Origin of the sequence: Candidatus Kurthia intestinigallinarum (assembly GCF_003991225.1) — a bacterium.
GTDB classification, from domain to species: domain Bacteria; phylum Bacillota; class Bacilli; order Bacillales_A; family Planococcaceae; genus Kurthia; species Kurthia populi.
In genome coordinates this window covers 1-13425 of sequence record NZ_JTFC01000015.1, presented here as the reverse complement: position 1 = coordinate 13425, position 13425 = coordinate 1, and the positions used below count along the sequence as shown (strand labels likewise).

Sequence of the window (13425 nt, the reverse complement as noted above, 5' to 3'; positions counted from 1 at the left end):
CATTGGATTATTTTCTAACTTAAGCAACGCAAACCCTACCTGCTTTCGCGTCTCTGCAACTCCGTGGTTGCGCCAGAATGAATAAGTATCTTCAAAAATACTCATAAAATGCCATACAAAATCAGCAAGATATTAATTATCTCATGAATCTATGTTTATGTCAATGAGGAAGCTGGTTTTCGATTGAAAATGATATCTCCGTTTAGCATAGTCATGCTTACTTTTGTCGTTAAAATATCTTTTGGTGCAATGCTAAAAAGATTGCGGTCAAATGCGACAATATCAGCGTATTTGCCGGCTTCAATCGTGCCTCCTTTGTCTTCATTAAAGCAGCCATATGCAGGAACTTGTGTATAGGCACGTAATGTCTCAGCCATTGTTGTTTTTTCATCTGGCCCCCATTGCTGACGATATGTGCTGTCCATTCGTGTCACCGCATGATAGATTTCACGCATTGGATCTATGCTCACAACTGGGAAATCACTTCCAAAAGCCACTTTTGCACCCGAATTTAATAAGGTTTTTGAGAAATAGGTACGGTTGAAACGTTTTTCTCCTAGACGTTCTAAATACACTTTTTGTTCGAGTGCCGCGATATGATAGGGTTGTACAGAGGCAATGACGTCTAACTTTTTAAAGCGAGTAACATCTTCTGGTTGAATACACTCAACATGCTCAATTGTATGACGCGTGCCCATATGACCGTTGATACGGCGCGCTTCTTCAAAGGCATCTAATGAAAATTTTACCGCACCATCGCCAATTGCGTGAAGGCGCACACTAAAGCCTTCTTTATCTGCCTCAATAATCCATTTTTTCATCGCCTTTAAATCATACGTTGTCATGCCCGTATGATTTGCATCTGCATATGGCTCGACCATATAGGCCGTATGACCAGTAATTACACCATCTACAAATTGCTTTAAGCCATTCATTTTGATTTTTGGATGTTGATAAAGCTGTTTGAAGTGATGTGCTTCCGTTAAATCTCCATCCATACGTGGCTGTAAGTAAACGCGCGCCTTTAGCTTTTGCTCCTTTTCTAATTGAAACAGTAATGAAAAATCATCTAAAAACTCTGAGAACGGAGCATACATATCGTTAATAGATGTAATCCCTGAACGAGCTGTTAAATCAAAAAATGCATGCAACATCGCCAGTTTTTCCTCTTCGCTGAAAGAATAGGCAATTTTTTGCACTAAATCCTGTGCTTTTTCAATTAAAATTCCTGTAGCTTCTCCGTTAGAAGCACGTACAATTTCTCCAAAGTCTGGATTTTTTGTCGTGGCTGTAATTTCTGCAAGCTCTAGTGCAGCACTATTCACCCAGCAGTAATGGCATTCTAAATGATTGAGTAATACCGGGCGATTTGGAAAATGTTCATCGAGCATTTCCTTTGTTGGCAGTGTATCCACTTTCCAGCCACCGTTATCCCAGCCAAAGCCAATAATCCACGCCTTTGTATGATTTGCTGCGTAATTTTTCACCTTTTGGATGACTTCATCAGCAGATTTTGTATCATGTAAGTCCACACATACAAGTTGTAAGGCACCTGTAAATAAATGCACATGGAAATCATGTAAGCCAGGTGTAATTAATTGTTCACCCAAATCAATAATCTGCTCATCGCCACTTAATGTTAATTCCTCAATAGAAGGGGCTACTTGTTTGATAAGAGAATCTTCTATTAAGATAGCACCTGGTTCTGTAAAGTCCTTTAATCCTGTGAAAATATGTTGGCTTTTTAATACGTAGTTCATGATTTTGCCTCCTCGTTAAAGGACATATCAATAGTTTTCATGCCCTTAATTTTAATTAAATAAAATAAATATACGACGCCAATTGCGCCCCAAATAACCCCTAAAACTAAAGAATACTTATTTAAATTAATGATTAAATAAAAGACAAATAATGCACCACATGCTGGCAAAATGAAGTAAAGGAGCGTTTCTTTTAGGGAACGTCTTTTTTGACGCACGTAGTAATGTCCAATAACGGATAAATTAACGAATAAAAATGCAATCATCGCACCAAAATTAATAAAGGCGGTGGCCATCGATAAAGTCATCACAACCGAAAGCATTGATAGTGCAGCAATGAGTAATAAGTTAAAGACAGGTGTTTGATAGGTTGGATGTAATTTACTAAATGCCTTATGGAGCATGCCATCACGACCCATTGCATAAAGAACGCGTGATGCACTCGATTGCGCTGCAAGCCCGGAAGCGAAACAACCGATGAGCATACCACCTAAAAAAAGTGATACAAATAAATTACCGCCAACCATTGCTACAAGTTCAATTCCTGAGGCATCTAAATTTGAAAAATTCTGATAATTAGGTTGGGTAAGTGTCGCAAAATAGGAAACGCCAACAAAGGCCAATGTGCCGACACAAATAATAATAAAAATGGCACGTGGAATTGTCCGTTTTGGATCCACAACTTCTTCTGCTAATGTCGTAATAGAATCAAACCCTAAATAAGAGAAGCATAATAGTGATGCACCAGCCATCAGTAAGCCTATATTAAAGCCATCATTTAGGAAAGGTGTCACGGTGAATAAGGCAGTTTCTTGCGATAACACAAAGCGAATACTTAAAATAATAAATAACAGAATGACGACAAAGGCATACGTTAGTAGTAGGGTATTAACCCAGGATGCCATTTTGGTTCCTCGAATATTAATGAAAGTATTGAGAACGACCAAGAGTAAAATCCAAATAAATGCCGGAATACCAGGGAATACAGATGTCAAAAAAATACTGGCGACTAAATAATTGACCATCGGAAGTAGCATATAATCGGTCAGTAACGCCCAACCGACGAGAAAACCTGCTTTTGAATTGAAGGCGTGCTGTACATAGGTATAGGCAGAACCCGAAATGGGAAAAGCCTTTACCATTTGTGCATAGCTATAAGCGGTGAACGATAGCGCAATTGCCGCAAATAAATAAGCAAATGGCACACGTCCGTCCGTCACTTCTGCCGCAATGCCATATGTCGTAAAGACGGTGACAGGCGCCATCAGGGCTAGTCCAAAAATGGTCAGCTCAAAACCAGAGAGTTGCCGCTTCAACGAAATTTCGCTCAAAAATAATCAACCCCATTCTCTATTTAATTAAAAAATGACTCGTAGTCATATTATGAGGGACAAAATAAAAGAATAAAAGAACCACATTAGCAGGAAAAATAGAACCAATGAGAGCTAAGCAAAAAAAAGAACCGCATAATCGCGGTTCTTTTCGTTAAATCGTATCGTATGACAAACAAACAGGTGTCCCGTCATCATCTACAATTTTCGCTTGAATGTTGAAGATTTTCTCTAAATAAGCAGCTGTCATAATTTCTTTCGGCTTCCCATTCGCAAGTACTTCACCAGCTTTCATTGCTAAAATGGTATCTGAGAAACGAGCAGCTTGATTGATTTCATGGAGCACCATCACAATTGTACAACCATGCTCTTTATTGATTTTCTGCACGATTTTTAATACTTCGATTTGATGGGCCATATCTAAGTAAGTAGTTGGTTCATCTAATAATAAAATATCTGTTTTTTGAGCAAGTGCCATCGCCAGCCACACACGCTGACGTTGACCACCTGATAATTGAGACAATTCACGATCGGCAAATTCGGCAGTTTGTGTAACTTCCATTGCCCAATCAATCATCTCATGGTCCTCAGGCGTTAAGCGATTGACATTTTTACGGTGTGGATAACGTCCGTATGAAATCAATTCGCCTACTTTGAGCTGAGGTGGCGCGGATGGAGATTGTGCTAAAATCGCTAGACGTTTTGCGATGTCTTTTGTCGAAAGCTTTTGCATATCCTGGTCTTGTAAATAAACATGACCATGCTCTTTTTTCAAAATACGACCAATGGTTTTCAACAACGTTGATTTCCCACAGCCATTCGGTCCGATAATTGTTGTAATCTTTCCATATTCAATCGAGGCATTTAAGTTTTCAAAAATAGTATTGTTTTCATAGCCTGCAGTTAATTCTTCAATACGAAAGGCTGTTTGCATGCTGATTCCTCCTCATTAGCGCGCTTTGACAAGTAAGTATAGGAAGTAAGGAATACCAATAATCGATACAACAACACCTACTGCAAGTTCTGATGGTGCGAAAATCGTTTTCGCAATAAAGTCTGAAAGTAATAAAAGTGCGGCACCGATTAAGGCACTAAATGGTACGACGAAGCGGTGGCGAATCCCAACGATTTGTCGCGCAATATGTGGCGCCATTAAACCGATGAAACCAATGCTACCGGATACGGATACGCAGGCACTGACAATCCCAACACTTGCAAGGAGCATTTTAATTTTCTCACGCTCTAAATTAATACCTAAACTAACAATGGTGCTTTCTTCTAATTGGAAATAATCAAGTAAATATTTTTTACGGTAAATATAGATGCCTAGAATGATTAGCCAAGGAAGCATAGCAACGATAAATGCCCAGTTCGCATTGTAAATCGTTCCGGCTTGCCAAAGTGCCGCAATTTCGAAATCTTTTTCACTCATTTTTAATGTTAAGTAAAGTGCTAATGCACCGAAGCCGCTATTAATCGCAATACCTGTTAACAGTAGACGCTCTACATCGAGGCGCCCATGTTTATAAGCAAAGGCGAAAATAATTCCTGCTGCTAATACCCCGCCGACAAGTCCAAATAGTGGCATTGACATAATTTTCAACCATTCAGAACCATCTGAACGAGAAGCATTAAATTGGAATACAAGCATGAAGAATGAAACAGCAGCACCAGCACCAGCATTAATCCCTAAAATCCCAGGGTCGGCTAAATCATTTTTCGTTATACCTTGCAGTACACATCCTGCAATGGCAAGACCAACCCCAACGAGGATGGCGATGACAATACGAGGTAGCCGAAATTCAAAAATAACGAGGCTAAATTTTGGATTGTCACCCATGCCAAATAACGTTTTGACAACGTCTGGAATGGTCATATCAAACATCCCATTTGTAACATGTAAATAAAAACTTAAAAAGATAATGACGAAAAGAATGGTTGCTTTAAGCCAAATATGATTCTCTTTATTTTTAGGCATGACGTTGACCTCCTCGAGAACGAATTAAATAGAGGAAGAACGGAATACCAATAAAGGCGGTTACTACGCCAATTGGGGTTTCGAATGGAAAGTTAAGATAGCGACTAACTAGGTCACATAAACTTAAGAACAAGGCACCGATTAAAATCGAGCAAGGAATAATATTTCGGTAATCAATGCCGACAATAAAGCGTACGATATGTGGGATAACAAGCCCAACAAACGCAATTTTTCCGACTAATGCGACGGATGTACCTGTAAGTAACACAACCGCAAACATGGATAAGTAACGAATTGCTTTTGTTTTTTGACCAAGTCCAGTTGCAATATCTTCACCAAGTGATGTAATCGTAATCGCTCGTGCGCAAATAAGTGCTAGCACAAGTCCAACTGCACCAAATGGCATCGACATAAGTAACATGTCCATATTAACGGTATGAATTTTTGTGTTATACCAAGCCGCAATGGTTTGTGAAACTTGGAAATACATCGCAATTGCAGTGGCTAGACTACTTAGAAATGTCCCAATAACGGTCCCAATAATCGCAAGTCGAACAGGGGATAACCCATTTCGAATAAGCGAGCCAAAGCCAAATACAAGTGCAGCACCCATTGCTGACCCAGCAATAGATAAAAGAATCATTTGATAATTCGCTAGTCCAGGAATGAATACAACTGCAAGGGTAATGACAAATGCCGAACCATCATTGACGCCCATTAATGACGGAGATGCTAGGTAGTTTCGTGTAATCCCTTGCATAATCGCACCGGCCACTGCTAAAAAGGCCCCGACACATAGTACGGCGATGGCTCGAGGAATTCGATTGGAGCGAATAATTTGGTGATCTGGGTCACTCTTATCAAAATTCACAATCGATTGCCAAATTGTATGTAAGCTAATATCTTTTGTGCCATAAATAATCGAAATAAAAGTTACGGCAACGATTAAAATTGGTGCAACGATCATAATGATTTTTTGGATTTTTGATGACTGTTTCAATCTACACACCTATCTTCTGAAAGGGCGATAGAAACACAAAAAACGCGCAGGAGCGCGGTTTTTTGTGAGGTACTATTTAAGACTCTATCGTCCGCAATCGTATCTTATTTTACTAAAGTTTTTTCAAGTACATCTAAGAAGTTTGTTTTAGACCAAGCTGTACCACCTTCAGCAAGTGGTGCGATTTCATTTACGAATACTTGATCTTCTTTAGCTGCTGTTAATGCTTTGAAGATTGGGTCTTTTTGAACGTCAGCTAGCGCGTCTTTTGCATCTGCATTTTCGCTTTCATCAAATTCTAAGTAGATATAGTCAGGGTTTACTTCAGATAATGATTCAAGTGAAATTTCTGCTTGAGCTTCCGCTTTTGTTACAACATCAGGAGCTTTTAAGCCAAGTTCTGTGTATAAAATTGGGTTAAAGTAAACGTTTTCTGGATAAACGTACATGATACCACCGCGGATACGAATCATTAATACTGATTTATCTTTTACGTCAGAAGCTTGAACTTCTTCTTTTAACGCTGCAGAATCTTTTTCATAGCCTTCGATGATTTCTTTCGCTTTATCTTCTGTACCACTTAATGTTGCTAACGCATTTAAGTTATCTTTCCAGTCATCAGAAAAGTGAGAGTATGGAAGTGTTGTTGCCATTTTATTCATTTTTGATAATACATCTTCAGCCCATTTATCTGTACCGATAATTGCATCTGGGTCTAATGATAAGATTTTTTCGTTATTAGGAGCCATTTTGTTACCGATTAGTTCAGCACCTTCTAAACCTTCTTGTAAGTATTCAGGAATTGCACCACCGACTTCAAGTACACCAACTGGTTTAATACCTAGTGCTACTGAATCTTCCATTGATTCCATACTTGCTGCAACAATATTTTTTACTGGTGCATCAAATGTGTAATCTTTACCTAAATAATTGATTTTAAGTTCTTTTGCATCCGATTCAGAAGAAGCTTCTGTTTTTGTGTCATCTGATTTATTTGTGTCCTCTGCTGCTGATCCACAAGCTGCAAGTGATAGTGCAAAAAGTGCTGCGGCACCCATTTTCCAATATTTTTTCATGATTATGTACCTCCGATTAAATGAAATTGATTCTCAACTACGGTTATAATCCTATCAAAGGATGAATGAGAAATGAATAGAGGTTTGCACATGAAAGTATGGACTTAAAAGTGGTAAATAATTAACAAACAGTACAAGAATGACTATATTAAAGGATTTATTATTAAATTTAGTAATTAAAATATGGACTTTTTTTAATTAAAAATATGGATTTCTATAATATTGCAATGAAAAAATTGTAAATTGTAAAGTGGATTTGTATGTTCATACATAGTAATGTATAGACACAGTGACAAGAAAAGAGAGGTTTTAACGATGGAACAATCATTTAAGTTACAATCAGCATTTACGAATTATTGTTATACGATTCATGTATATGTTCCGGACGGAGCAGTTCCTGAAGAAGGGTTTCCGGTTATTTATTTATTAGATGGCGGTTGGTATTTTGATTTCGCAAAAAATATCGTAAAGCTACAATCAAGAAACCATCCAAAAACGTTCGTACAACCTTCTATCATCGTAGCGATTAGTCATCAGGAGGAAGATGTAAGAACGCGTCGCTTTTATGATTTTACTGGGCCAGCTGAACAATATGTTTTTCCAGAACGCACGAAGGGCAAGCATATGGATACAAAAAATTATGGTGGCGCAGAGCAGTTTTTCGCATTTTTACAACAAGAATTAAAGCCAAAAATTTATGAGGAATTTGCTACTAACCGTGAACAAGAAACATTATATGGACATTCTTTAGGTGGTTATTTTGCTATTTGGTGTTATTTGAAGCAGCATGAGGCATTTACACATTATTTAGCGATTAGCCCATCTATCTGGTGGAATGATATGGAATTACTACGTTTTATTGATCAAAAAAGTATGGAAAATCAGCGCTCACTATTTATGGCTGTGGGTGAGCATGAAACCTTCATGGTAACAGAAAGCAAGCAGTTTATTGATAAGTTAGCAGCGTCAGAAGCAGTGTATTATGTGGCACCAGATGAGAACCATGCATCGATTGTACCGACAACGATGAGTCGAGCATTTCGCTCGATTATAAAAAAAATAATTAAGAATGATTCTCATTTTCATTGACTAAATGGTATTTTTTTGATTAAAATAGAAAATATACATATACCGGAGAGGAAGATTTCATGTTAGTTCAAATGCGTCGTTTTACAGTTACAGAAGGAAATGCTCATCAATTAGTTGAAAAATTTACAACACAAAAAGCACCTGTTGAAGGCCGAGAAGGTTTTATTGATAAAACGGTATTACAGAAAAAAGTGCGTCGCGGTGAAGAAGAAGTAATTGTCGTTATTCGCTGGGAATCTGAGGATGCATGGAAGGCTTGGGAAAAGAGCCCTGAGCACATTGCCGGCCATCGCAATAATAAGGGGAAAGAACGCCCAGAATTTATTATTAATGTTGATGTGGCTATGTACGAAGTTAAATAACAGACATGTAGCTGAAGTTGCGACAAAGCGAATAATCACGCATTTGTCGTAGCTTTTTGTTTTAGGAGGTACGTATGACTATACAAACAAATGAACTAATCGAATATTTTGCAACATCTACAATTGAATTTCGTAATGCTTTTCAAACGACATTGCCTTCTGGAAAGCTTGATTCGAACCGAAAAACAGCATCTGACGTATGTGGATTTATTATTCCTTTAAAAGGAAATGCGCGTTTTTCATTAGACGGTGTACCGTACCATATTGATCAGCATACGATTGTTCATGCCGGTAGAGATATGAATATTAAAATAAAAACATATGATACAGAGTGGGTTTATGCGGTTATTCACTATGAAGTTATTGAAGCAGACGATAAATTCAAAGGCTTTATTGATAAGCATTTTTCGATTGAGTTAGATAATATGGAAGATATTTTAAAAATTATCGAGCAGTTATTACATAAAAATATGAATCCAGACCACTTCTCTCAATTTGAGCTAAAGGTCATTTTTATGAGTTTAATGAAAGAAATTCTAAATGGCGCAAGAAATAGTCAATATAATTTCACGTTGCAACAAGTAACGAAAATTATTGATTATTTCCACTCTCATTATGAAGAAGAAATTTTTATTAGCGAGGTGGCGGATATGTTTAACATCGATCGTCGCCGTATCGCGTATCTTTTTGAAAAAATTACGGGCATGACACCTGTACAGTATTTAATGCATTATCGTGTATCAAAGGCGAAAGAATTATTAGCGATTACCGATTTAACGATTGCAGAGGTAGCAGAGGCGGTTGGCTATCAAGATAACTTCTACTTTAGTCGTGTCTTTAAAAAGGTGATGCAGCAATCACCAAGTCAATATCGAAAACTTAATAAACGTTAATAGACACAGTGTACTCGAACGTGAAAAAATAAGGAATCTGCGATAACTGAGAAATCGGCCATTAATGATGGTTAATTTCTTAGTTATCGCAGTTTTTTTGTAAATAGTATAGAGAAAAATGAAAAATCATACTTTGAGCAATTCCTTACCTTCCTTCATACTGAATACAGATTAGCAAGTAGTGGTTTCTAATAATAGAAAAAAACACCTCAACAATCGAGGTGTTATCGTGCAATAATTACAAAACTATTAAGTGATTGCGGCTGTTGGACCGTATTCATATTGTCGTATAAGGCATCTAATAGTGTTTGAATTAACGGGGGAGCGTCTGAAAATTCTGATTGAATACTATTAGCATAATCTTGTTCCCATGCACCATCTTGTAGATAGCTTGCATCTACTTCTGTGAGTGTACAATTTGTAAAATTCGCTTGATTCAAGAGTTTTTGAATATGTTTTTTTGTGAAAACGGCTTGAATATTTCCATCATTATCAACATATTGTGAAAATAACGCCAAAATAGTAACAGCAAAAAAGTGACTGCTCTGTTCATGCGTATGATAGGTTGTATCCCATTCCGCAAAGCAAAGTTGACTAGTCATAGAGCGAGCATGTTCAAAATACTGAAGTAATTGCGCTTCATCGTGGAAATACCAAGAGCAATGTGAGAAAACAATGGCATCATATTGCTCAGTAGTATCGAGTGATAAAAAATCTGTGTCTAATTGAAATTCAATGCGGGATCCTAAAGGAGACTTCTGAATATTTTCATGAGCTTCCTGTAATGTCATAGGTGCACCGTAATCACCACTTGCAATGTCAATTGCCTTCACAAAACCACTATCACCAACAATATGTGCGAGGGCCATCGTTGTATCACCTTGTCCACAGCCAATTTCTAAAATACGCATACCAGGCTGTAAATTAAATGCTTTGACGAGCGAAAAGCGATGTTGAAGTTGTATTTGTTGAATTGCATCATCTTCATATAGATGATAGGTTTCGACAAATTGTTGTACGATTTTATTTTTCATATAACGTCTCCTCATTCATGATATAGTAAGTTCATCTGTAAAGAATGGTGGTAAATAGATGAAAAAACACTATGATGTCTTATTATTTGATTTAGATGATACAATTTTTGATTTCCAAACTGCGGAGAAAGCCGCCTTTACACAAGTGTTTAAAGAATATGGTTTACGTGCACCTGACTATTTACACGACTATCAATCTGTCAGTAACGGCTTATGGCAACAGTTAGAGCAGCAACAAATTTCACTAACACAATTAGGAAATGAACGTTTTAATCAATTATTTAAGATGCATAAACTGTCATTAGATGCACAGCAATTTAATGATACGTACTTACGCTTTTTAGGTGAACAGCCCTTTTTAATAGAAGGAGCTGTTGCTTTGTTTGAGGAACTTCAAGATATTCGTATAGCTGCTGTTTCAAATGGATTTGAGCGTGTGCAACAAGCTAGAATTGCTTTGAGTCCATTTGCTAATAAATTTGAAGAGCTCATCATTTCTGAAACAGTTGGCCATCAAAAGCCTAGCCGAGCAATTTTTGATTATGCTTTTAATACACTTCAAATTAACAATAAAGATACTGTTTTAATGATAGGAGATTCGCTTACATCGGATATTAAAGGTGGACAACATTACGGCATTGATACGTGCTGGTTTAACCCAAATTATAAAGCAAATCATTCGGAAGCGGCCCCAACGTATGAAATTCACCATTTAAGTGAGCTTATCACGATATTAAACGGCTTCTGATTTTGTGAATAAAATTTTCAAGCCAAAGCCGATTAACACAACACCAGTTGCGCGCTCCATCCACAGTTGAACAGTCGGCGATAATAGCCATTCGCGGATATAATAGAGGCAAATCACATAAATTGAAAACCAAATGACGGTGCAAACAGCATAGGTGCTACCCATTAATAAAAAATCTCTTGTTGCATGTCGATCGTCTGTAATAAATTGTGGTAAAAACGTTAGAAAAAATACAATAACCTTCGGATTTAAAACATTTGATAAAAAAGCCTCTAAAAAAGCACTATGCTGTTTTTTCGTAGGAGCGGTGGTAGTAGCAACTGTAGGGATCGCTTTCTTAGCCAATAATGCTTTTACACCTAAATAAATTAAATACACAGCACCAACCCATTTGATTATGCCAAATGCTAAGGCAGACTGCATTAGTAATGCAGACAATCCAATTGTTACAGCAATCGTATGAATGAGTGATCCAGCTGTAAAGCCAAGTGCCATTTGAAAGCCATCTCTTGCACCGTTACTGATTGTTCGTTTTGTGATCAGTGCAGTATCTAAACCGGGACTCATTACAACGAAAATGGTCATGACTAAAAATGTAAGCATTACCTATCACCTCGTTTGTATAAAATTTGCAAAATATGTTAATTGAATTTAACATATTCATTTTAATTTAACAAGAGGTGTGAAAATGAATGATTTAGCAATTTCGAAAAAGTAGAAGCACTTTGTAAGCAATAAGATTTGTCTTTATCATTACAAGCATTTTAATGAAATAAAGGAAGCGGGAATTGCGTGCATGTAATTCCCGTTTTTTTAATAGTGTAGTTGAATGTGTTGACAGGATAAAATTTGCGTGCTATTATATCTTTAAATCAAGATATTAAAAATAAAGATATTGAATCAGGAGGAATAAAAATGAAAAACTTAAAAGGTATGCACCATGTAACAGCAATCACAAGTAATGCAGAAAAAAACTATGAATTCTTCACGTATACATTAGGCATGCGTCTTGTTAAAAAGACGGTAAACCAAGATGATATTCAAACATATCATTTATTCTTTGCAGATGATGAAGGGAATGCCGGAACAGATATGACATTCTTCGATTTCCCTGGAATTCCAAAAGGAACACATGGAACGAACGAAATTCACCGTACATCATTCCGTGTCCCTAGTGATGCAGCATTAGATTACTGGGTAAAACGTTTCGACCGCTTAGGTGTTAAACATACAGGAATTGAACAACAATTTGATGTGAAAGTATTAGCATTTGAAGATTTTGATGAGCAGCAATATCAATTCGTTTCAGATGAAACAAATGAGGGACGTCCATCAGGGAAACCTTGGTCGAAAGGTCCAGTGCCAGATGAATTTGCGATTACAGGATTAGGTCCAGTTGTGATTCGTATTGCTGATATTGATTACTTCTCTGCTGTATTAGTGGATGCAATGGGGTATAAAAAAATCGCACAAGAAGATAATCTTTACTTATTTGAAGTAGGTGAAGGGGGTAATGGAGCACGTGTCATCGTAGAATTTAACGATCAATTGCCACAAGGTATGCAAGGTTTCGGTACAGTTCACCATGCTGCATTCTGTGTTCGTGATAAAGAAGAACTTTTACAATGGCAACAACGCTTAGAAACAATCGGCTTCCGAACATCTGGTTATGTAGATCGTTTCTTCTTCGAATCATTATATGTACGCGTAGCAAACGGCGTATTATTTGAATTTGCTACAGAGGGTCCCGGGTTCCAAGGGGATGAGCCTTATGAAACATTAGGTGAAAAATTATCATTACCTCCATTCTTTGAAGACAAACGCGAAGAAATTGAAGCATTAGTACGCCCGATTGATACAGTACGCAGCACAAAAACATTTGAAAAAGAATATGAATAATAGTAAGTACTAAAATAGAGGCTGGGACAAAACTCTAGCTAAAGAAAGGACTTCGGCAAATGAAGATGCCGAAGTCCTTTTTATCTGTAATTTTTTTGTTTTTGTATAGAATAAAAAGAGCCCCTTTTGATAAAATTAAGTTACCACACCAAACCAACCAAAAGGAGACTCTTTATGTATAAAAATTATAACATGAATCAACTCATATTACCGCTAGATTTAGAAGTGAAATTACAAAAAAATGATATTGCCTTT

Annotated in this window: 13 protein-coding genes; 5 read left to right on the top strand and 8 right to left on the bottom strand. The window is 37.1% G+C overall.

Annotation, left to right across the window (positions count from 1 at the left end):
- Positions 1 to 155 precede the first annotated feature (155 nt).
- From QI30_RS04415 to QI30_RS04390, 6 genes are all read right to left on the bottom strand, one after another.
- Entirely contained in the window at positions 156 to 1760 is a 1605-nt protein-coding gene (locus QI30_RS04415) for an amidohydrolase (protein WP_126989744.1), read from the bottom strand.
- Complete coding sequence (locus QI30_RS04410) at positions 1757 to 3091, bottom strand: APC family permease (protein WP_126989743.1); 1335 nt, start codon at positions 3089 to 3091, stop codon at positions 1757 to 1759. Before QI30_RS04410 ends, QI30_RS04415 begins: the two co-directional genes overlap by 4 nt.
- A gap of 154 nt (positions 3092 to 3245) precedes the next feature.
- Positions 3246 to 4025 (bottom strand): ABC transporter ATP-binding protein, encoded by a 780-nt coding sequence (locus QI30_RS04405; RefSeq protein ID WP_126989742.1) that lies wholly within the window; start codon positions 4023 to 4025, stop codon positions 3246 to 3248.
- A 15-nt stretch (positions 4026 to 4040) separates the two neighbouring features.
- Positions 4041 to 5069, bottom strand: a complete 1029-nt coding sequence (locus QI30_RS04400) for a FecCD family ABC transporter permease (protein ID WP_126989741.1) — start codon at positions 5067 to 5069, stop codon at positions 4041 to 4043.
- A complete protein-coding gene (locus tag QI30_RS04395) occupies positions 5062 to 6069 on the bottom strand; it encodes a FecCD family ABC transporter permease (RefSeq protein ID WP_199754634.1) in 1008 nt (335 codons plus the stop codon). Before QI30_RS04395 ends, QI30_RS04400 begins: the two co-directional genes overlap by 8 nt.
- 104 nt (positions 6070 to 6173) lie before the next feature.
- Complete coding sequence (locus QI30_RS04390; protein WP_126989740.1) at positions 6174 to 7145, bottom strand: ABC transporter substrate-binding protein; 972 nt, start codon at positions 7143 to 7145, stop codon at positions 6174 to 6176.
- A gap of 315 nt (positions 7146 to 7460) precedes the next feature.
- Here QI30_RS04390 and QI30_RS04385 point away from each other — a divergent pair, with 315 nt between their 5' ends.
- From QI30_RS04385 to QI30_RS04375, 3 genes are all read left to right on the top strand, one after another.
- Positions 7461 to 8234 carry an alpha/beta hydrolase gene (locus QI30_RS04385; RefSeq protein ID WP_126989739.1) on the top strand — a complete coding sequence of 258 codons (774 nt, stop codon included), beginning with the start codon at positions 7461 to 7463 and terminating at the stop codon, positions 8232 to 8234.
- 59 nt (positions 8235 to 8293) lie between these two features.
- On the top strand, positions 8294 to 8596 hold the full coding sequence (locus QI30_RS04380) for an antibiotic biosynthesis monooxygenase family protein (protein WP_126989738.1): 303 nt from the start codon (positions 8294 to 8296) through the stop codon (positions 8594 to 8596).
- Between the two features lie 74 nt (positions 8597 to 8670).
- Positions 8671 to 9489 carry a helix-turn-helix domain-containing protein gene (locus QI30_RS04375; RefSeq protein WP_126989737.1) on the top strand — a complete coding sequence of 273 codons (819 nt, stop codon included), beginning with the start codon at positions 8671 to 8673 and terminating at the stop codon, positions 9487 to 9489.
- A 224-nt stretch (positions 9490 to 9713) separates the two neighbouring features.
- Here the strand turns inward: QI30_RS04375 and QI30_RS04370 are convergent, their stop codons facing one another.
- Positions 9714 to 10523 (bottom strand): SAM-dependent methyltransferase, encoded by an 810-nt coding sequence (locus tag QI30_RS04370; RefSeq protein WP_126989736.1) that lies wholly within the window; start codon positions 10521 to 10523, stop codon positions 9714 to 9716.
- A 58-nt stretch (positions 10524 to 10581) separates the two neighbouring features.
- On the opposite strand from QI30_RS04370, the gene QI30_RS04365 reads away from it, so the two are divergent.
- Positions 10582 to 11271 (top strand): YjjG family noncanonical pyrimidine nucleotidase, encoded by a 690-nt coding sequence (locus QI30_RS04365; protein WP_126989735.1) that lies wholly within the window; start codon positions 10582 to 10584, stop codon positions 11269 to 11271.
- Here QI30_RS04365 and QI30_RS04360 read toward each other — a convergent pair.
- Positions 11257 to 11874: a LysE family translocator gene (locus QI30_RS04360; RefSeq protein WP_126989734.1), complete on the bottom strand. Its 618-nt coding sequence runs from the start codon at positions 11872 to 11874 to the stop codon at positions 11257 to 11259. The two genes, QI30_RS04365 and QI30_RS04360, sit on opposite strands and share 15 nt — an antisense overlap.
- 312 nt (positions 11875 to 12186) lie before the next feature.
- On the opposite strand from QI30_RS04360, the gene QI30_RS04355 reads away from it, so the two are divergent.
- Entirely contained in the window at positions 12187 to 13170 is a 984-nt protein-coding gene (locus tag QI30_RS04355) for a ring-cleaving dioxygenase (RefSeq protein ID WP_126989733.1), read from the top strand.
- The last annotated feature ends 255 nt before the right edge of the window (positions 13171 to 13425 follow it).